This window comes from Saccharopolyspora sp. SCSIO 74807 (genome assembly GCF_037023755.1).
Lineage (GTDB): Bacteria > Actinomycetota > Actinomycetes > Mycobacteriales > Pseudonocardiaceae > Saccharopolyspora_C > Saccharopolyspora_C galaxeae.
Genome location: NZ_CP146100.1, coordinates 3766412 through 3786206 on the forward strand (window position 1 = coordinate 3766412; position 19795 = coordinate 3786206).

General features: G+C 71.8%; 21 protein-coding genes. 16 read left to right on the forward strand and 5 right to left on the reverse strand.

Features of this window, described 5'->3' with window-relative positions; all coding sequences use genetic code 11:
* Positions 1-45 precede the first annotated feature (45 nt).
* The gene (ggt, locus tag V1457_RS17365) at positions 46-1839 is read left to right on the forward strand and encodes a gamma-glutamyltransferase (protein ID WP_338595606.1); all 1794 of its coding nucleotides are present in this window, start codon (positions 46-48) and stop codon (positions 1837-1839) included.
* A gap of 63 nt (positions 1840-1902) precedes the next feature.
* On the opposite strand, the gene V1457_RS17370 is transcribed toward ggt, so the two are convergent.
* Positions 1903-2790 carry an alpha/beta hydrolase gene (locus V1457_RS17370; protein WP_338595608.1) on the reverse strand — a complete coding sequence of 296 codons (888 nt, stop codon included), beginning with the start codon at positions 2788-2790 and terminating at the stop codon, positions 1903-1905.
* A gap of 275 nt (positions 2791-3065) precedes the next feature.
* Positions 3066-4100: a LuxR C-terminal-related transcriptional regulator gene (locus V1457_RS17375; protein ID WP_338595609.1), complete on the reverse strand. Its 1035-nt coding sequence runs from the start codon at positions 4098-4100 to the stop codon at positions 3066-3068.
* A gap of 270 nt (positions 4101-4370) precedes the next feature.
* Here V1457_RS17375 and def point away from each other — a divergent pair, with 270 nt between their 5' ends.
* Genes def through V1457_RS17395 form a run of 4 tightly spaced genes read left to right on the forward strand, consistent with a single transcriptional unit; the run spans position 4371 to position 7740 of the window.
* Complete coding sequence (gene def / locus V1457_RS17380) at positions 4371-4916, forward strand: peptide deformylase (protein ID WP_200069781.1); 546 nt, start codon at positions 4371-4373, stop codon at positions 4914-4916.
* Entirely contained in the window at positions 4916-5842 is a 927-nt protein-coding gene (fmt, locus tag V1457_RS17385) for a methionyl-tRNA formyltransferase (protein ID WP_338595611.1), read from the forward strand. The genes def and fmt overlap by 1 nt, the downstream gene beginning before the upstream one ends.
* A complete protein-coding gene (locus V1457_RS17390; RefSeq protein WP_338595613.1) occupies positions 5839-7263 on the forward strand; it encodes an RsmB/NOP family class I SAM-dependent RNA methyltransferase in 1425 nt (474 codons plus the stop codon). The genes fmt and V1457_RS17390 overlap by 4 nt, the downstream gene beginning before the upstream one ends.
* A gap of 9 nt (positions 7264-7272) precedes the next feature.
* Positions 7273-7740: a nucleoside deaminase gene (locus tag V1457_RS17395; RefSeq protein ID WP_338595615.1), complete on the forward strand. Its 468-nt coding sequence runs from the start codon at positions 7273-7275 to the stop codon at positions 7738-7740.
* Between the two features lie 92 nt (positions 7741-7832).
* On the opposite strand, the gene V1457_RS17400 is transcribed toward V1457_RS17395, so the two are convergent.
* Positions 7833-8543, reverse strand: coding sequence for a zf-HC2 domain-containing protein (locus tag V1457_RS17400; protein ID WP_338595617.1), 711 nt, complete (start codon positions 8541-8543; stop codon positions 7833-7835).
* 64 nt (positions 8544-8607) lie between these two features.
* Between V1457_RS17400 and V1457_RS17405 the strand changes: the two genes are divergently transcribed.
* The 9 genes from V1457_RS17405 (at position 8608) to V1457_RS17445 (ending at position 16318) form a co-directional block, all read left to right on the forward strand.
* Positions 8608-9198: a sigma-70 family RNA polymerase sigma factor gene (locus tag V1457_RS17405; protein ID WP_200069777.1), complete on the forward strand. Its 591-nt coding sequence runs from the start codon at positions 8608-8610 to the stop codon at positions 9196-9198.
* Between the two features lie 222 nt (positions 9199-9420).
* On the forward strand, positions 9421-9834 hold the full coding sequence (locus V1457_RS17410; RefSeq protein ID WP_200069776.1) for an OsmC family protein: 414 nt from the start codon (positions 9421-9423) through the stop codon (positions 9832-9834).
* Between the two features lie 170 nt (positions 9835-10004).
* Entirely contained in the window at positions 10005-11354 is a 1350-nt protein-coding gene (locus tag V1457_RS17415; protein WP_200069926.1) for an amino acid permease, read from the forward strand.
* Between the two features lie 74 nt (positions 11355-11428).
* Entirely contained in the window at positions 11429-12094 is a 666-nt protein-coding gene (rpe, locus tag V1457_RS17420) for a ribulose-phosphate 3-epimerase (protein ID WP_200069925.1), read from the forward strand.
* A gap of 23 nt (positions 12095-12117) precedes the next feature.
* Positions 12118-13113, forward strand: coding sequence for a bifunctional diaminohydroxyphosphoribosylaminopyrimidine deaminase/5-amino-6-(5-phosphoribosylamino)uracil reductase RibD (gene ribD, locus V1457_RS17425; RefSeq protein ID WP_200069924.1), 996 nt, complete (start codon positions 12118-12120; stop codon positions 13111-13113).
* A 13-nt stretch (positions 13114-13126) separates the two neighbouring features.
* Positions 13127-13741: a riboflavin synthase gene (locus tag V1457_RS17430; RefSeq protein ID WP_338595621.1), complete on the forward strand. Its 615-nt coding sequence runs from the start codon at positions 13127-13129 to the stop codon at positions 13739-13741.
* A 171-nt stretch (positions 13742-13912) separates the two neighbouring features.
* On the forward strand, positions 13913-15190 hold the full coding sequence (locus V1457_RS17435; RefSeq protein WP_200069774.1) for a bifunctional 3,4-dihydroxy-2-butanone-4-phosphate synthase/GTP cyclohydrolase II: 1278 nt from the start codon (positions 13913-13915) through the stop codon (positions 15188-15190).
* The gene (ribH, locus tag V1457_RS17440; protein WP_200069773.1) at positions 15187-15687 is read left to right on the forward strand and encodes a 6,7-dimethyl-8-ribityllumazine synthase; all 501 of its coding nucleotides are present in this window, start codon (positions 15187-15189) and stop codon (positions 15685-15687) included. Before V1457_RS17435 ends, ribH begins: the two co-directional genes overlap by 4 nt.
* 31 nt (positions 15688-15718) lie before the next feature.
* A complete protein-coding gene (locus tag V1457_RS17445; RefSeq protein ID WP_338595624.1) occupies positions 15719-16318 on the forward strand; it encodes a PH domain-containing protein in 600 nt (199 codons plus the stop codon).
* A 99-nt stretch (positions 16319-16417) separates the two neighbouring features.
* Here the strand turns inward: V1457_RS17445 and V1457_RS17450 are convergent, their stop codons facing one another.
* On the reverse strand, positions 16418-16681 hold the full coding sequence (locus V1457_RS17450) for a GlsB/YeaQ/YmgE family stress response membrane protein (protein ID WP_200069771.1): 264 nt from the start codon (positions 16679-16681) through the stop codon (positions 16418-16420).
* A 268-nt stretch (positions 16682-16949) separates the two neighbouring features.
* Between V1457_RS17450 and V1457_RS17455 the strand changes: the two genes are divergently transcribed.
* Positions 16950-17972, forward strand: coding sequence for a dihydroorotate dehydrogenase (locus tag V1457_RS17455; protein ID WP_200069770.1), 1023 nt, complete (start codon positions 16950-16952; stop codon positions 17970-17972).
* A gap of 225 nt (positions 17973-18197) precedes the next feature.
* A complete protein-coding gene (locus V1457_RS17460; protein WP_338605018.1) occupies positions 18198-19277 on the forward strand; it encodes a glycoside hydrolase family 172 protein in 1080 nt (359 codons plus the stop codon).
* A gap of 40 nt (positions 19278-19317) precedes the next feature.
* On the opposite strand, the gene V1457_RS17465 is transcribed toward V1457_RS17460, so the two are convergent.
* The gene (locus V1457_RS17465; protein ID WP_233627195.1) at positions 19318-19755 is read right to left on the reverse strand and encodes a hypothetical protein; all 438 of its coding nucleotides are present in this window, start codon (positions 19753-19755) and stop codon (positions 19318-19320) included.
* Positions 19756-19795: the final 40 nt, after the last annotated feature.

The window sequence follows — 19795 nt, forward strand, 5'->3', positions numbered from 1 at the left end:
GGCAGTGGGCACAGTGGCGAGCATCACCGAGACCGGAGGTGCGCCATGCAGCGAAGGATCGTCCGCAGCACGTTGGCCGCGCTGGCGTCGTGCGCGCTGCTCGCACCAATGGCGCAAGCGGTACCGGCTCCCGCGCCTGGCCCGTCCAAGAAGGCCGAGGCCGTCGGTCGCGGCGGCGCGGTGTCCAGTGTGGACTCCGATGCGACGCGTGCCGGGATCGAAGTGTTGCGCCGCGGAGGATCGGCCGCCGACGCCGCGGTCGCGGTGGCTGCCGCGCTCGGCGTCACCGAGCCGTATTCCGCGGGCATCGGCGGAGGCGGCTACTTCACGCACTACGACGCCCAGACCGGCAAGGTGTCCACAATCGACGGACGCGAGACCGCGCCGGCCGCCGCGGGCGAAGGCCTGTTCCTGGAGAACGGCAAGCCGATCCCCAAGGACGAGGCCATCACCAGCGGTCTCGGCGTCGGCGTGCCCGGCACTCCGGCCACCTGGCAGCGGGCGCTGGACAACTGGGGCCGCAAGGACCTCGGCGAGGTGCTGCGCCCGGCCGAACGGCTCGCTCGCAACGGATTCGTCGTCGACGAGACCTTCCGGCAGCAGACCGCGCAGAACCAGCAGCGGTTCAGCGCGTTCCCCGCCACCCGGGACCTGTTCCTGCCCGGTGGGCAGCCGCCGCGGCCCGGCACCGTGCTGCGCAACCCGGACCTGGCCGACACCTACCGGACGCTCGGCGAACAGGGCCTCGACCCGTTCTACCGCGGCGAGATCGGCGCGGACGTCGCCGCGACCGTCCAGCACCCGCCGGTCGACCCGGCCGCGGGCCGGCACGTGCGGCCCGGCGGGATGACCGCCCGCGACCTGCGGGACTACCGCGCGGTCGACCGGGAGCCGACGCACGTCGACTACCGCGGCCTGGACGTCTACGGCATGGCGCCGTCGGCCTCCGGCGGCACGACCGTCGGCGAAGCGCTCAACATCCTCGAGCGCAGCGACCTGCCGGAGCTGGACGAGGCGCAATACCTGCACCGCTACCTGGAGGCGAGCAAGCTCGGGTTCGCCGACCGCGACCGCTGGGTCGGGGACCCGGCGTTCTCCGACGTGCCCACGAGCGAGCTGACCGGGCAGCGGTTCGCCGACTCCCGATCCTGCTTGATCACTCCGGACGCCGTGCTGCCCGCCCCTGCCGCGCCCGGCAACCCGCGCGACCCGGGTGGCTGCGCACCGGCGACCGCGCCCGGCGGCGAGCACCACGAAGGGCCGAACACCTCGCACCTGACCGTCGCCGACGCCAGCGGCGACGTCGTCTCCTACACGCTGACCATCGAGCAGACCGGCGGCAGCGCGATCACCGTTCCTGGCCGCGGTTTCCTGCTCAACAACGAGCTGACCGACTTCTCGTTCACCCCGGCCGCGCCGGGCGAACCGGACCCGAACCTGCCCGGCCCCGGCAAGCGGCCGCGCAGCTCGATCAGCCCGACCATCGTGCTCCGGGACGGCGAGCCGCTGCTGGCCACCGGCAGCCCCGGCGGAGCCACGATCATCACCACCGTGCTGCAGGTGCTGACCGGCAGGCTGGACCGCGGAATGTCCCTTGTGGACGCGATCGCGGAACCCCGCGCCTCGCAGCGCAATTCAGCGAGTACCGACGCCGAACCCGGGTTCCTCGCCCAGCCGGAGGCGGACAAGCTGCGCGGCATCGGGCACGAGTTCGAAACCTCCGCTGAGATCGGCGCGGCGACCGGCGTGGAGCGGCTGCCGGACGGGCGCTGGGTGGCCGCCGCCGAGCCGCAGCGGCGCGGTGGCGGCTCCGCCGAGGTGGTCGTGCCCGCCCCGTGACGGCAGCGGACCGAGCCGGCACCGAAAGCGGCTCAGACAGCCAGGAACTCTCGGACGACGAGCTCAGGCCCAGCGGCGCACGAACTCGATCGCCGCGGCGTCGACCTCCGTCGGGTTCGAGGCGCTCAGGAAGTGCTGTCCACCTTGGACGGTTTCCAGCCGCGCCTCCGGCGAGCGGGTGAACATCCGGATCTCCTCCTGGGCGTTCGGCACCGAGTACACCTGGTCCGCGGTGCCGTGCAGCCACAGGACCGGGCAGCGGACCTCGTCGAGCCTGCCGTGCAGCCCGTCGCGGTCCCGCAGGTTCACAGTGCTGATCCGCAGGCGGTGGCGCCCGGCGTCACCGGCGTAGTTCGCGCGGTAGGCGGCGCGCCAGAACCGGCGTTCCTCGCCGGTGAGACCGCCCATGGCCGTGTTGAACACGCCGTCCACGACCTCGTCCGGCACGACCCAGTCGGCGCCGACCGGCTCGGCGAGCTCGTCGATGAGCGGAGTGTTGAACCCGACCCCGTCCCAGCACCCCAGGTCGCGGCTGCGCGGGCTCTCCCGGTCCATCGACGTGCCGAGCGGAATCAGCCCCCGCACCACGTCCGGGGCGAGCAGCGCCATCCGGACGGCGATCCAGCCGCCCTGCGAGGTTCCCAGCACGAAGGCCTCGCGGATGCCGAGGGCGTCGAGGGCCTGCAGGTTCGCGACCGCGCTGTCCCAGTAGGTGAAGTGCTGGTACGAGGCCCTCGTGCGGCCGTGCCCGTAGGGCTCCAGCGCGAGCAGGTTGGCCGCGGAGCCGAGTGCCGGGTCGGCGAACTGCGGCCGGTACAGCTCGGCCGAAGTGGTGTACGAGTTGATCAGGACCAGCGTCGGCAGCGCTGGGTCGTAGGGCCCGCCGAAGGTGTACCCGACGGTCGACCCGCCGAGGTGCGGGATCTCGACGGTCTGCTCGATCTTGCTCATGGATCGCTCCTCGATGCGGATGCGGAAACCTCCGGAAACGGGCAGCGGTGGGTGCGATCCCGCAACCGCCGGGTGCGCGCGCCGCACCTCGCCGACGCCGTTCCAGCGCGAGACTTCGCAGGCACCGGCCGGATTTCCGGACCTGGACGGAGAGTCTAGGTACGCCGCCAACCGCGGCGACATCGGTCAACTGACGTATCCGACCGGCTCAATGCGGCAAGATTCTTCGCAGCGGTGCCGTTCCGATCGGTGTCCCGCCAGCTGCCATCGCCGACTCAGCGCATCCTGCCGAGACCACCCGGCTGCAGCTCTGAGCCGCGCCCGACCGGAACCAGCCGCAGGCCTTCGCGAGTGGCCAGCGCGGCGACGTCCGCGCGGGAGGCCACCCCGAGCTTGGCCAGGATGTGCTCGACGTGGGTCGAGACGGTGCGGCGGCTCACGACGAGCGCATCGGCGATCCCTGGGTTGCTGGCGCCACCGGCCAGCAGCGTGACGACCTGCAACTCTCGTGCGGTGAGGTCGTAGGGCGCGGGCATTTCGCGCTCGGCCACGAGCATCGTCGATCCCGCGCACCGGGTCAGATCGATCCGGTGGAACGTCTCGGCCTCGTCGATCCAGATGTAGCTGCCGTTCCGGTGCGGGACCGAACTCAGCAGCAACGGCCACAGCCGGCCCTGCGAACGCAGAACCGGGCCGACGTCGCGGCCGGGGATGCGTTGCTCGACACCTGCGCCGATCAACGCGACGTGCGCGTCGCCGTGCAGCTCGTCCGCGAGAACGCGGTGTGGCTGCAAGACGTTGCTGGCCTCGGCGAGCAGTGGCAGGAATCGCTCGACGGTTCGCCGCCGGTCGTCCGTGGCCGCGCGGGACGCGGCCCAGTTCATGTGCACGGCGCCGGCATGGGAACCGTCCGGTAGCCACAAGCAGGCGGTGAGACCTTCGTGGAATCCGGCGGGAAGCAGGCATTCTTCAGCAAGGGCGGTCGTGACGAACCTGATCTGCCAATTGCGGGCGAGATCCGACCAGCGCAGCGCCGCGCGGACCCCGTTGCGGAGCAGGCGGAAGCCCGGATTCCGCGCGTCCGGGACGAAGTCGTCCAGCAGCCGGTCGAGCGCGGCGTCCGAGTAGCCCGCGGCGGCGAGCGAGGTGTGCTGCGGACTCAGCGCGAACGGGTCGGCAGCGGTCAGCACCACCGCGTCACATCGGACCAGGTCGCGAAGCAGCCCGACGTGTTGCTCGGCTCGTTCGAGGACGCTCGCGGCGGCGGGTGCGGTGCGGCCCGCGGCGTGCTCGGGCGGAAACGGGCTCATCGCAGGTCCCTTCACTTTCTTCGAGCCACCGCGCAGGCTACGCCGGGGCTGCGCCGGAACGGGTTCCTCGCCGGGCGGCAGTCGATGCCGGGCGGCTGAATCCCCGCGGCGGTGCCGGTCGAGTCCCGCACCGCGAGCGGTTCCGCCGCGCTTCGGAGCGGTCGTGGCGGCTGCGGGCGGCGGCGACGGCGAAGACTAGACTCGTGAGATCCGGCAACCGCGATCGGCGGCGCACGCCGGCCGAACCGCCCGCGACCATGGGGGAACCGCTTGACCGTCCAGCCCGTCCGACTCTTCGGGGATCCCGTGCTGCGGACCCGCGCCGAGGAGGTCGTGGATTTCGACAAGGAGCTGCGCACCCTCGTGCGGGACCTCTGGGACACGATGCACGAGCAAGGCGGGGCGGGGCTGGCCGCGCCGCAGCTGGGCGTGGGCCTGCGGGTGTTCACCTACCGCTGCGACGGGTTCGAGGGCCACCTGGTCAATCCGAGCTTCGACGTGCTCGGCGACGAGATCCAGGACGGCCCGGAGGGCTGCCTGTCCATCCCGGGCATGCGGTGGGACTGCCGCCGCTACCGCAACATCGTCGCCCGCGGCTGGAACCTGCACGGCGATCCGGTGGAGATCGAGGGCACCGACCTGCTGGCGCGCTGCGTCCAGCACGAGACCGACCACCTCGACGGGGTGCTGTTCGTGGACCGGCTCGACGAGGCCACCCGCAAGGCCGCGCTGCGCGAGATCCGCCAGGCCGACTGGTTCGACGGGCAGGCTCCGGCGATCAAGCAGAACCCACACCCGCTGTTCGGGGCGTCCTGATGCGGGTGGTGTTCGCGGGCACGCCCGAGGCGGCGGTTCCTTCGCTGCGAGCGCTGCTGGAATCAGGGCGGCACGAGGTCGCCGCCGTGATCACCCGGCCGGACGCGCGTTCCGGCCGCGGGCGCAAGGTGCTGCGCTCTCCGGTGGGCGCGGTGGCCGACGAGCACGGACTCGAAGTGCTCACGCCCGAGCGCGCGTCCGACCCGGAGTTCCTGGAGCGGCTGCGGGAGCTGGCGCCGGACTGCTGCCCGGTGGTGGCCTACGGGGCGCTGCTGAAGCGGGCCGCGCTGGAGATCCCCCGGCACGGGTGGATCAACCTGCACTTCTCGCTGCTGCCCGCGTGGCGCGGGGCGGCTCCGGTGCAGGCCGCGATCCGGCACGGCGACCGGATCACCGGCGCGTCCGCGTTCCGGCTGGTGCCCGAGCTGGACGCCGGACCGGTCTACGGCGTGGTCACCGAGGACGTCCGCGCGGGCGACACCTCGGGCGTGCTGCTGGACCGGCTCGCCGAGTCGGGCGCCAAGTTGCTGCTGGCCACGCTCGACGGCATCGAGGACGGTTCGCTGCGCGCCGAGGAGCAACCCGCCGAGGGCATCAGCTACGCGCCGAAGGTCACCGTGGACGACGCCAAGGTCGACTTCACCCGGCCGGCGCACGTGGTGGATCGGGTGATCCGCTCGGTGACCCCGGATCCGGGCGCGTGGGCGTTCTTCGGCGACGAGCGGCTCAAGCTCGGGGCCGTGTCGGTGACCGAGGAGACCGGGCTCGCGCCGGGGGAGCTGCGCGTCGAGAAGCGCCGGGTGCTGGTGGGAACCGGCACCGCGGCGGTCGCGCTCGGCGAGGTGCAGGCGCAGGGCAAGAAGCGGATGGCCGCCATCGACTGGGCGCGCGGCACCCGCATCGAGCAAGGAGAAGTGCTCAAGTGAACGACCACCGCCCCCGCCGCCCGTCCCGGCCGCGGGGCAGCCGTCCGCCGCAGCGGCGCAACGGCCCGGCCCGGCCGCCCGCGCAGGACCCGGCCCGGATGGCCGCGCTGGAGACGTTGCGCGCGGTGCGCGAGCGGGACGCCTACGCGAACCTGACGCTGCCCGCGCTGCTGCGGCAGCGCAAGATCCAAGGCCGGGACGCGGGGCTGGCCACCGAGCTCGCCTACGGCGCCTGCCGGGCGCGCGGCCTGCTGGACGCGGTCATCGGGGAGTGCAGCGGCCGTCCGGTGTCCGAAGTGGATCCGACCACTTTGGACGCGTTGCGGCTCGGGGTGTACCAGTTGCTGCGCACCAGGATTCCGGATCACGCGGCAGTTGCCTCCACAGTGGACATGGTGCGCGGGGAAGCCGGATCGAAGCTCGCCGGGTTCGCCAACGCGGTGCTGCGCCGCGCAGGCGAACGCGACGAGCAGCAGTGGATCGACGAGCTCGCGCCGGACCGCGCGAAGGACCCGGTCGGGCACCTGGCGTTGCGGTACGCGCACCCGCGGTGGGTGGCGCAGGCGTTCGCCGACGTGCTCGGCGACACCGGCGACGAGCTCGCCGCCGCGCTCGCCGCGGACGACGCGCGGCCCGCGGTGCACCTGACCGCGCGGCCCGGGGAGATCAGCGCCGACGAGCTCGCCGCCATCACCGGCGGCGACCCGGCGCCGTACTCGCCGTACGGGGTGCACCTGGAAGCGGGCTCCGGCGATCCCGGCGACCTGGAGCCGGTCCGGGAGGGCTTCGCCGCAGTGCAGGACGAGGGCAGCCAGCTCGCCGCGCTGGCGCTGAGCAAGCCCGAGCTCACGGGGCCGGACTCGCGGTGGCTGGACCTGTGCGCAGGCCCCGGCGGGAAAGCGGCGCTGTTGGGGGCGCTGGTCACGCTGGACGGCGGTGAGCTGGACGCCGTCGAGCAGTCCGAGCACCGGGCGGATCTGGTGCGGCGCGTCACCCGGGACCTGTCGGTGCGGGTGCACGTGGCCGACGGCCGCGAGCCGGGGCTGGAACCCGGCTACGACCGGGTGCTCGTCGATGCGCCGTGCACCGGGCTCGGCGCGCTGCGCCGCCGTCCCGAGGCGCGCTGGCGGCGGCAGCCCTCTGACCTGCCGGAACTGGCGAAGCTGCAGCGCAGCCTGCTGCTCTCGGCGGTGCAGCTGGCCCGGCCCGGCGGGATCGTGGCCTACGTCGTGTGCTCCCCGCACCTGTCGGAGACCGAAGGCGTCGTCTCGGACGTCGTGCGCCGCACCGGCGCCGAACAGCTCGACGCCCGCGAAGCGTTCCCCGGCGTCCCGCAGCTCGGCGACGGCCCCGGCGTGCAGCTGTGGCCGCACCGGCACGGCACCGACGCGATGTTCTGCGCACTGCTGCGGGCCGCTTGAGGCGTCGTGGTGCTGACCCCTTCCGAACATCACCAGGAATGGCTGGCCGTCGCCGTCGAGGAAGCTCGTGCGGGGGAGGCGGAAGGCGGCGTCCCGATCGGTGCCGCGCTGTTCGGCGCTGACGGCGAAGTCCTCGGGCGCGGGCGCAATCGCCGGGTGCAGGACGGTGATCCCTCGGTGCACGCCGAGACCTCCGCGTTCCGGGCCGCGGGAAGGCAGCGCGGTTACGCGGGCACGACGATGGTCACCACGCTGTCGCCGTGCTGGTTCTGCAGCGGGCTGGTTCGCCAGTTCGGCATCGGCACGGTCGTCATCGGCGAGGCGCGCAACTTCCACGGCGGACACGACTGGCTCGCCGAGCACGGCGTGCGGATCGTGCTGCTCGACGATCCCGAGTGCGTGCGGATGATGGCCGGTTTCATCGCCGACCGGCCCCGCCTCTGGCACGAGGACATCGGCGAGGACCAGCCGGGTTAGGAGTCGTTCGGTGAAGTGACGCCGCTCGAGCGGAACCGGTTGCGATGACCGCCTGAGCGATCAAGCGGCCCAGTTCGAACGCTCCCCGGCGCTCACGCCGCCCGGTGGTGCGCCGTGGGCCGCAGGTGTGGTCCGTCTTCGGCGACCTCCGGCGGTTCTCCGGGGCCGATCCGGCTCCAGCCGTCCCCGCCGGTCCGCGCGGGTGCCGGGTCGCCGTCCCCGCGGTGCCTGCGGTGCACCGCGACCAGCAGCCCGAGTCCGGCCAGCAGCAGCGCGTGCGAGCCGACCCGCGCGAGCGTCGCCGTGCCGGCGATCAGGTCGTGCACCGAGAACCCGGCGAGCACCGCCACGAACGCGCCCAACACCGGCAGCACGCCACCGGCCGTGCGGTCGCGCCACGCCGCCCACAGCATTCCGACGCCGATCGCCAGGTTCCACGCGGTGCTCTCGTTGAACAGGTGCGCGGCCATCCCGCCGTGCGCGTGACCGTGCGCCCCGCTCAGTCCCAGCAGTTGGAAGGTGCCGAGCAGGATCTGCGCCACCGCGACGAGCGCGAGCGCGGACCGCAGCGCCGTCCGGCGCCGGTCCGGGCGTTCGGCGCGCGCCAGCACCGGCCCCACCAGGTCCGGCGTATCGGTGACCAGCCGCACCCGCAGGTTCCGGGTGAGCAGGCCCGCATCGGCCTGGTACGCGCGGCACCGCGCGCACTGGTCCAGATGGGCGTCGACGTCGGCAGCGGGCGCCGCCTCGGCTTCCCCGTCCAGCCGCGCCGAGATCGAAATCCGGCAACGTTCACAGTCCACGACCAGATTGTCGGGCGCGCAGGGGGCGGAGTTCCCGGCGGGTCTTCGGCTAGTGTCGTGGGCCGTGACGAACTCGGAAGCCGAAGACACCCGCGTCACCGAACTGGCACTGGCCGCCGGTTCGGGCGACCGGCGGGCGCTGGCCGAGTTCGTGCGAGCCACCCAGCGCGACGTGTGGCGGTTCGTGGCGCACCTGGCCGACGTCGGTGCTGCCGACGATCTGGCGCAGGAGACCTACTTGCGGGCGTTGCGCTCGTTGCGCACGTTCCGCGGGACTTCTTCGGCGCGGACCTGGCTGCTGTCGATCGCGCGCCGCGCCGTGGTCGACCAGATCCGGTTCGAGCGGGCGCGGCCGCGCACCGTCGCCGCCGATTGGGTGCAGGCCGCGGAGGGCTCCGGCGGCCCGAACTCCGGTGGCCACGGCTCCGGTGGCCGGGGCAGGGGCTTCGAGGAACTCGTCGAGACGAACGTGCTGCTCGACCAGCTCGACCCGGACCGGCGGGAGGCGCTGGTGCTCACCCAAGTGCTCGGGCTCTCCTACGCGGAGGCCGCCGAGATCAGCGGCTGCGAGCTCGGCACGGTGCGCTCGCGCGTGGCCCGCGCCCGCGAAGACCTGATCTCCCGCACCCGGGGCCAGGACACCGGCACCGGCTGAGCCCGCCCGGCGTTCACCATAAGTGAACGGACCGTTCGTCCAATCTATTCGGACCAACAGTCCGTTCACTCAGAAAGCCCGCGGGTTTGTCAGGAGTGAACGGCCTGTTCGCCTGGTCTATTCGGACCAACGGTCCGTTCGCTCGATTTGGATGCGGTGGTGGGAACAAGCCGGATGTGTGGTGAGTTGTCGTCGACGGAACCTGCGAATCAGGAGGGTCTGATGGCATCCACTCCCGTCGAAGTGCACCGCACCGGCGAGCACACCTTCACCGCGAGCAACGACCGCGGCGCCACCGTGCACATCGGACGAGAGGGTGCGCCGGGCGCGTTCACCCCCGGTGAGCTGCTGCTCGCCGCCATCGCGGGCTGCTCCGCGGTGACCAGCGAGAACCTGCTGGTGCGCAGGCTCGGCGACGACGCCGACGTGGCGGTGCACGCCGACCGGGACAAGACCCCGGAGGACCCGAACAAGTTCGCCAACGTGCGGGTGAACTTCGACCTCGACCTCGGCCCGGTCGACGAGGCCGACCGGGACAAGCTGATGGACGCGGTGCGCCGCGCCATCGAGCGGTACTGCACGGTGAGCCGCTCGGTCGAGGAAGGCACCCCGATCGAGCTCGCATTGCCGCGCTGAGCCGGAAATCCGAGTCCGGCTCAGCATCCGATCTCCCCGGCGTAAGGTGCTGTCGCATCGCGGATCGGCGATGCGGCAGGTACCGAGGAGGCCACGGGGTGGGGCAGGCGAGCGAGCCGGAACCGGCGGGCGGCGGGCTGCGCCGCGAGCTCAGCGGCAGGCAGGTCGGCATGATCGCGCTCGGCGGCTCGATCGGGACCGGCCTTTTCCTCGGTTCCGGGCTGGCGATCAACACCGCGGGCCCTGCGGTGATCATCGCCTACGCGGTGGCCGCGTTCGCCGCGCTCGCGCTGGCCTACGCGCTGGCCGAGATGGTCGTGGTGCACCCGGAGGCGGGCGGTTTCGGGCCGATCGCGCAGCGCTACCTCGGCGGCCTCGCCGGGTTCGTGCAGCGCTGGATCTACTGGGCCGCGCAGGTCGCGAACATCGGCAGCGAGGTCGTCGCCGCCGGGCTCTACGTGCGGTTCTGGTACCCGCAGCTGCCGCTGTGGCTGCCGGTGGTGGTCTTCTCGGTGGTGATGCTGGCGATCAACGCGGCAGCGGTGCGCTACTTCGGCGAGTTCGAGTACTGGTTCGCGCTGATCAAGGTCGTCACGATCGTGGTGTTCATCCTGCTCGGGCTGACCTACATCGTCTTCGGCCTGCCCGGGCGGCCCGCGACCGGCGTGAGCGCGTTGACCGGCCACGGCGGTTTCCTGCCGAACGGGCTCGGTGCGGTGTGGCTGGCGTTGACCGCCGTGACGTTCTCCTACCTCGGCACCGAAGCGATCGGCGTCACCGCGTCCGAATCCCGCGACCCGGGCCGGGACGTGCCGCGCGCGGCGCGCAACATGGTGCTGCGGCTCGGGTTGTTCTACGTGCTCGGGATGCTCGTCGTGGTCTCGGTGCTGCCGTGGAACCAGGTCTCGGCCGAGGAGGACGTGACGCAGAGCCCGTTCGTCGCGCTGTTCGCGATCGCGGGCATCCCGGCCGCCGCGGGCGTGATGAACTTCGTGGTGCTCACCGCCGCGCTCTCGGCGATGAACACGAATCTGTACGTGACCGCGCGGATGACCTACTCGCTGGCGCGCGACGGCTATGCGCCGAAGTGGTTCACCGGCCTGAGTGGCCACGGTGCTCCGCAGCGAGCCTTGCTGCTGTCGGCGGCCGGCCTGGCGCTGGCGGTGGTGATCTCGGTGTTCTCCGAGGACACGGCGTTCCCGCTGATGATGGGCCTGGCACTGTTCGGCGCGCTGATCACCTGGCTGATCATCTTCGCCAGCCAGCTCGCGTTCCGGCGCCGCCGCGCCGCCGAAGGGCTCGCGCCGTCGCCGGTCCGGCTGCCCGGTGCGCCGGTGACCACGGTGCTGGCGATGCTGTTCATCGCGGCCGTGCTGCTGACCACGCCGTTCACCGAGCAGTTCAATACCGCTTGGAAAGCGGGCGTGCCCTTCCTGCTGCTGCTGTGCGCGGCGTACTACTTCGTCCGGCGCCGGGGCGCGAACCGCGCGGCGGCTCCGGTCGACTCGGGTGCGGAATGAAGGTGCCCGGCGGTGGCCGGGTGGGTAGCGCGCGAGCGGCCGGATTTACACTCCCGCATGTGTCGAACCAGCCGATGATCGCGCCTTCCATCCTGTCCGCGGACTTCGCTCACCTGGCCGCCGAGCTCGACGCCGTCAAGGGCGCCGACTGGGTGCACGTCGACGTGATGGACGCGCACTTCGTGCCGAACCTGACCCTCGGGCTGCCGGTGGTGCAGTCGCTGCTGAAGGCCACCGACATCCCGATGGACTGCCACCTCATGATCGAGGATCCGGATCGTTGGGCGATCGGCTACGCCGAGGCGGGCGCGCACAACGTCACCGTGCACGTGGAAGCGGCCGAGGATCCGATCGGGCTGGCGAAGAACCTGCGCGCCGCGGGTGCCAAGGCGGGTCTGTCGATCAAGCCGAACACGCCGCTGGAGCAGTACCTGGACGTGCTCAAGCACTACGACACGCTGCTGGTGATGTCGGTGGAGCCCGGCTTCGGCGGGCAGAAGTTCATCTCCGAGGTGCTGGACAAGACCCGGCAGGCCCGCGACCTGGTCGACACCGGGCACCTGAACCTGCTGGTGGAGATCGACGGCGGGATCAACGCCGAGACCATCGAGCAGGCCGCGGAGGCCGGGGTGGACTGCTTCGTGGCCGGATCCGCCGTCTACGGCGCCGAGGACCCGAGCCGCGCGCTCGAAGCGCTGCGCACCCAGGTGGGCCCGGCCTTCGCGCACGCGCGCCGGTGACACCCGAGGCCGAACTCGGGGCGATGGAGGCCGCCGTCGCCGCCAGCGAGCGGGTCCGTGGCACGACCAGCCCGAATCCGCCGGTCGGCTGCGTGATCCTCGATCCGTCGGGACAGCCCGCGGGGCTCGGCGCCACCCGGCCGCCCGGCGGCCCGCACGCCGAGGTCGTCGCGCTGCGCGAAGCCGGTGCGCGCGCCCGCGGCGGAACCGCGGTGGTCACCTTGGAGCCCTGCGCGCACACCGGGCGCACCGCACCGTGCACATCGGCGCTGCTGGAAGCCGGGGTGGCGCGCGTCGTGCACGCGGTCCCGGACCCGAACCCGCAGGCCGGCGGCGGAGCGGCGCTGCTGCGCGACGCGGGCGTCGACGTCTCCGCCGGGTTGCTGCGCGACGAGGTGGAACGCGGCCCGCTGCGCGCTTGGCTGCACTTCACCCGCACCGCGCGCCCGCACGTGACCTGGAAGTACGCCGCGAGCCTGGACGGGCGCTCGGCCGCGGCCGACGGCAGCAGCAAGTGGATCAGCTCCGCGGTCTCCCGCGGCGAGGTGCACGAGCTGCGCGGCAAGGTCGACGCGATCGTGGCGGGCACCGGCACCGTGCTCGCCGACGACCCGCAGCTGACCGCCCGCGACGAGTCCGGCGGCCTGCGGGAGCGGCAGCCGCTGCGGGTGGTCGTCGGCGACCGCCCGGTTCCCGAGGACGCGCGGGTGCTCGACGACGCCGCCGAAACGATCCGGCTGCCCGGCGGTGATCCCGCGGCCGCGCTGGCCGCGCTCGCGGACCGCGGAGTCGTGGACGTGCTGCTGGAAGGCGGTCCGGCGCTGGCGGGCGCGTTCGTGGCCGCCGAGCGGGTGGACCGGGTACTGGCCTACATCGCACCCGCGCTGCTGGGCGCCGGACCGGCCGCGCTGGGCGAGGCGGGAGTGGCGAGCGTCTCGCAAGCATGGTGGTGGGACGTCGAAGAGACGACGATGAGCGGTCCGGACGTGCGCGTCAGCGCCGTCCCGACGCGGCGTTGAGGAGGCAGAGCCGGTGTTCACGGGGATCGTCGAAGAGCTCGGGACCGTGCTGGCCGTCGAGCCCGCCGAGGACGTCGTGCGGTTGACCGTGCGAGGGCCGGTGGTGGCCTCCGATGCCGCGCACGGCGACTCGATCTCGGTCAACGGCGTGTGCCTGACCGTGGTGGACGCGGTCCAGGGGGACCGCTTCACCGTGGACGTGGTGCAGGAGACGGTCCGCCGCTCCGCGCTGAAGGCGGTCCAGGCCGGGGACCGGGTGAACCTGGAGCGCGCGATGGCGCTCGGCGATCGGCTCGGCGGGCACATCGTGCAGGGCCACGTGGACGGCACGGCCGTGCTGCGCTCCGACGAAGGCGATCTGACCCGGTTCGACCTGCCCGGTGGGCTGTCCCGCTACCTGGTCGAGAAGGGCTCGATCACGGTCGACGGGATCTCGCTGACCGTGGTGGACGCCGAACCGGACGGCTTCAGCGTCGCGTTGATTCCCACGACGCGGGAACTCACCACCCTAGGGGTGCGCCAACCGGGTGAAGAGGTCAACATCGAGGTGGACGTGCTGGCCAAGCACCTCGAGCGATTGGCCGCCGCACAGCTGGACGCGCTCGGCGAGCGCGGCCCAGGTGCGTGACCAGCGACTTCGTCAGCAGGGACGGTCCGCTGCGGTGCGGGTGATCGGGTTCGAGAGGAGCGCGGCGAGCCGGGGGAGAATGGTGGTGCCGGGACGCAGCGCCCGGTGCCGGAACCGAGGGCTGGTGCGGCACGGCGCACCACGACCCCAGAGTGAAAGAGCACGGACACGGTGAGCAACAGGTTCGACGACATCGAGCGCGCCCTGGCCGACATCGCGGCGGGCCGCCCGGTGATCGTGGTCGATGACGAGGATCGCGAGAACGAAGGCGACCTGATCTTCGCGGCGGAGCGGGCGACGCCGGAGCTGGTGGCGTTCATGGTGCGCTACACGTCCGGCTACCTGTGCGTCGGCATGACCGGCGAGGACTGCGATCGCCTCGACCTGCCACCGATGTACCACACCAACCAGGACCGCAAGGGCACCGCCTACACGGTCACCGTGGACGCGGCCGAGGGCGTCACCACCGGCATCTCCGCCGCCGACCGGGCCCGGACGCTGGGCGTGCTCGCCGCGGGCGGCTCGACCGCGCAGGACCTGACCCGGCCGGGACACGTGGTGCCGCTGCGCGCCCGGCACGGCGGGGTGCTGCGGCGGCCCGGGCACACCGAGGCGTCGGTGGATCTGGCCCGGCTGGCCGGGCTGCGGCCCGCGGGCGCGCTGTGCGAGATCGTCAGCCAGAAGAGCGAGGGCGACATGGCCCGGCGCGACGAGCTGGAGGTCTTCGCCGACGAGCACGAACTCGCGCTGATCACCATCGCCGACCTGGTCGCCTACCGCAGGAGGTTCGAGAAGCAGGTCGAGCGGGTCGCCGAGGCGCGCATCCCCACCGCGCACGGCACGTTCCGCACGTTCGGCTACGACAGCACCCTGGACGGCATCGAACACCTGGCGCTGGTCTACGGCGACATCGGCGACGGCACGGACGTGCTGGTGCGGGTGCACTCGGAATGCCTGACCGGCGACGTGCTCGGCTCGCTGCGCTGCGACTGCGGCCCGCAGCTGGCCGCGGCGCTGGAGAAGGTCGCCGACGAGGGCCGCGGCGTGGTGCTCTACATGCGCGGGCACGAGGGCCGCGGCATCGGCCTGATCCACAAGTTGCAGGCGTACCAGCTGCAGGACGACGGAGCGGACACCGTGGACGCCAACGTCGAGCTGGGGATGCCGGTGGACAGCCGGGATTACGGCCAGGGCGCGCAGATCCTCTGCGACCTGGGCATCAAGTCGATGCGGCTGCTGACGAACAACCCGGAGAAGCGGATCGGGCTGGAGGGCTACGGCCTCGAGGTCGTCGGCCGCGAGCCGCTACCGATCCGGCCGAACCCGGAGAACCTGCGCTACCTGCGCACCAAGCGGGACCGGATGGGCCACGAGCTGACGGACCTGGACGACGGCGAAGATTCCTCGATCAGCGGGGACGGTCTCGGTGAACCGGGGGTGACGGCATGAGCGGCGAGGGCAGGCCGCGGGTGGAGGTCCCGGAGGCCGCCGGCCTGCGGGTGGCGATCGCGGCGATCCGCTGGCACGACAAGATCACCGGCCGGATGCTGGAGCGCGCCGTGCAGGCCGCGCAGGAATCCGGTGTCGCGGAACCGACCGTGGTGCGGGTGCCGGGCTCGGTCGAGCTGCCGGTGGTGTGCCAGCAGCTGGCGCACCAGCACGACGCGGTGGTGGCGCTGGGCGTGGTGATCCGCGGCGGCACGCCGCACTTCGAGTACGTCTGCGATTCGGTGACCCAGGGGCTGACCCGGGTGGCGCTGGACGAGTCCACCGCGATCGGCAACGGCGTGCTCACCACCGACACCGAGCAGCAGGCGCTGGACCGGGCCGGGTTCGCCGATTCGGTGGAGGACAAGGGTTTCGAGGCCACCGCGGCGGCGCTGGAGACCGCGCTGGTGCTGCGCGACCTGCGCGGCTACGACGGCTCCGGGCGAGGGTTCCTGTGAGCCTCCTGCGCGGACACGGCAGACTGGTCTCATGCAGGCAGGCGAAACGCGGGGCGGCTCCGGAACGCCGCGGGCCGAGGAAGTGAGCACCGCCACCGGCACGGGTGCCGCGCAGGTGGAGGTGCGCCCGCGCAAGGTGCGCCGGGTGGTCATCCCGGTGGCGATCGTGCTGGTCGTCGTGTTCACCGTGGCCGCGGTCCTGCTGCGCAACACTCCGACCGGTGCTTACTTCCGGGTCTCCGACCAGGTGTCGATGGCCGCGCTGGGCGTGCTGCTGGCCTGCGGTGCGTTGTTGCTGCTGCGGCCGCGGATGCGGGCGGGCCTGCACGGCATCGAGGTGCGCAACATCGTCGGCACCCGCCTGTTCGAGTGGGACGACGTGCTGGCGATCAGCTTCCCGGACGGTGCCTCGTGGGCCCGCCTGGAACTGGCCGACGACGAGTACGCACCGGTGATGGCGATCCAGTCCAGTGACGGAGCAAGCGCCGTGCAGGCGATGCGCGACCTGCGTGAGCTGCGCAGGCAGGTGGACGCGGTGCGCGGTGGTGAGCAGCAGGAATCCCAGCGGGAATCGCAGTCCGGCGGGGACGACGCCGCGGCCGCGCGATCCGATCAGGACGAGCAAGGCTGAACGCCGCCGTGCGCGGTGCGTGAACGGCTGTCGAGCGGCGCGGTCCGGCCATGAAAAAGGTGCCCGGAAGTCGTTTCCGGGCACCTTCTCCGCGATCTCTCAGGCACGCGACCTGTGGAAGATCAGGCGGTAGATGATGAGCAGGATCAGCGAACCGATCACCGCCCACACGAAGCTCATCAGGTTGAACCCGGTGACGCCGGCTCCGCCGCCGAAGTTCGTGCCCAGCCAGCCGCCGAGCAGGCCGCCGACCACGCCGATCACGATCGTGAGAATGATGCCGCCGGGGTCCTTGCCCGGCAGAATGAACTTGGCGATCGCGCCCGCGATCAGACCGAAGATGATCCAGCTCAGGATTCCCACGGTGTCCTCCTTCCGGTTCACGCGCCGCTCGCGGCACGCTCGTCTCGCACACATCGGACTACCCGAGCGGTGATGGATCAACCGTGATCTATACCCCGTTCGGGTGATCGCCAACGGTACTTTCGATCTCGTGGCGAAACCTCGCCCGGTCGCCCGGCGGCTGCGGACGCCGCGAGCGGGTGCGGGACAATGGGGAGAGCGTCGAGCACCGGACGCGTCGGCGCAGCCGGTGCGGTGGCTGGCGGTGCGGCAACTGGAGGAGGAGATCGTGAGCGTTGCCCCGGAGCGAAACCTGCGGCTGGTCCGGGACGAGCCCCGCGAACCCGCGGTGCGGCTCGGCGACATCCCGCTGCGCAACCGCATGGTCACCGCCTCCAGCCTGCTCGGCTACGGCGTGTCCAACGCGAAGCTGGTGCCCTACGGGATGAGCCCGATCTCGCGGTTCGTCCCGCTGGAGCGGTTCGGCGCGGTCACCACCCGCACGGTCACCGTCGAGCCCCGCGAGGGCCACTTCACGACGCAGGACGTGTGGCCGCTGCACGAGCTGCCCGCGCTGCTCAAGCGCTACGGGCAGGCGCTGCGGCAGGTCGACGGCGGCTGGCTCAACGCGTTCGGCTGGTGCAACGTCGGCATCGACGCCTACCTGCGGGACTACTACCCGCGCACTCGCGAGCAGAACACGATCATCTCGGTGGGCGGGTTCTCCGCCGCGGAGTTCGTCACGCTCGTGGACAAGATCAACGCGGCGGTGCCCGCGGGGGAAATCGCCGCGGTCGAGTTCAACGTCTCCTGCCACAACGTGAACTTCGACTTCAACGCCATCATCGAGTCGGTGCTGGCCGAAGCGGTGCCGCGCAGCGCGCACCCGGTGATCCTGAAGCTGTCCCCGGACTACGACTACCTCGGTCACGCCCGGCTGGCCGCCCGGCACGGCGTCTCGGCGCTGACCGCGATCAACACCCTGAAGGGCCTGCGGCTGGACCCGGAAACGGGGGAACCGTTGCTGCGCAACGGTTTCGGCGGGCTGTCCGGCCGGGCGATCAAGCCGGTCGGGCTGCGGGTGGTCAAGGAGCTGCGCGACGCCGGGGTGACGCTGCCGATCATCGCGACCGGCGGCATCCGCAGCTTCGACGACTGCCGCGAGTACTTCTGGGCCGGTGCGGACGCGGTGAGCATGGGCAGCGCGAGCTGGTTCGCCAGCTACCCCGGCTACGCTCTGTCGCCGGTGCACGCCGCGCGGATCCGCGCCGTGCTGCGGCGCATCGAGCACTACGAGCCGCCGCGTCGCTGATCACCGGTTCGGCCGCTGCCGGGACCGGCTTGCCGCGATCCGCTCAACGCTGCGGGTCTCCTGCCGCACGACCGGCGCCCCTGCGCGAACCGCTTTCCGCGCTCCCGGACGCGCGCCCGGAATGTGTTGATCAACGGGAAATTCCGATCGGATGAAGATCCTCGACACGTCACGGGCAGAGACCGTTGACTTGCTGTGACGATCAACATCCGGAGGGGGACGATGATGTCGGGATACGGGACGTTCGGCAGCAGCCTGCGCGACCTGCCGCGGCTGCGGCAGTCCAAGCGGGGCCGGGTGTCGAGCTGGGACCGCACCGGCGGCAACACCGACAGCATCCGGCTCGCGCCGGGGGAGAGCCGGGAACTGGCCAACTTGGACGGTCCCGGCGCGGTCACGCACATCTGGTGCACCGTCGCGGTCGAGGACGGCGGGTTGCGGCCCGAGGTGGAGGGCGACTACCTGCGCAGGCTCGTGCTCAAGATCACCTGGGACGATTCGCCGCACCCGAGCGTGCTGGTGCCGCTGGGGGACTTCTTCGGCATCGGCCACGGCCGCACCGAGAACTTCGTGTCCGCACCGCTGCAGATGAGCCCGCAGGACGGCAAGGGCTTCAACTGCTGGTTCGCGATGCCCTTCGCCGCCGGTGCCCGGTTCGAGCTGATCAGCGAGATGAGCCGGAAACCGGTGATCTTCTACTACTACATCGACTACGAGCGGTACTGCCGCGCCGACCCCGAACTCGGCTACTTCCACGCGCAGTGGCGCCGGGAGAACCCGGCCGACGGCGTCGAGCAGGGCGAGCAGACCAACGACGAGTTCCTGTTCGGCGGCACCAACCTCGACGGCGCGGGCAACTACGTGCTGCTGGAGGCCGAAGGCCGCGGGCACTACGTCGGCTCCGTGCTCAACGTGCACAACCTGCGCTCGACCACCGACTGGAACTGGTACGGCGAGGGCGATGACATGATCTTCATCGACGGGGAGCCCTGGCCGCCGCGGCTGCACGGCACCGGCACCGAGGACTACTTCAACACCGCGTGGTGTCCCAGCCAGCCGTACCAGGCGCCCTACCACGGCCTGACGCTGCCGGGCGGGCCGAACTGGAGCGGGCAGGTCTCCTACTACCGGTTCCACGTGGAGGATCCGGTCACCTTCGACGAGTCGATCAGCGTCACGATCGAGCACGGGCACGCCAACAAGCGCTCCGACGACATCTCCTCGGTCGCCTACTGGTACCAGACCCTGCCGTCGAAGCCGTTCGGCCTGCCGCCGGTCCACGACCGGCTCCCGCGCCCGCTCTGACTCCCGGCTCACTCCTGGTGAAGCCACGTGCGGGGAGAGATCACTCGGTGTCGGAGTCGAGCGAGGCCCTGCCGTGCACCGCCAGCGCCCAGATCACCGCCACGTCCACCGCGATGATCAGCAGCGACCACAGCGGCTGGTACGGGATGAACAGGAAGTTGCCGAGCGCGCTCAGCGCCACGATCACGATGCCCGCGATCCGCGCCCAAGCCGCACCGCCCAGCAACGCCAGCCCGGTCGCCGCGACCAGCACTCCCAGGCCCAAGTGCGCCCAGCCCCATGCACCGACGTTGTAGCTGAACACGTAATCGCCGGTCACGGCGTAGACCGGGCCCTGCAGCAGCACGGCCGTCGACACGATGACGTGGAACACGCCGATGATCACCATCAGCACGCTCGCGAACAGCGCGAGACCGTCCGCCAGGCCGCCGGCCGGACGGCCGACTGCGTGGAAACCCCGATGTCCGAGCTGAGCCATCCCGATCACCCCTCCGGCGTTCGCACCTGGGTCCGAGTGG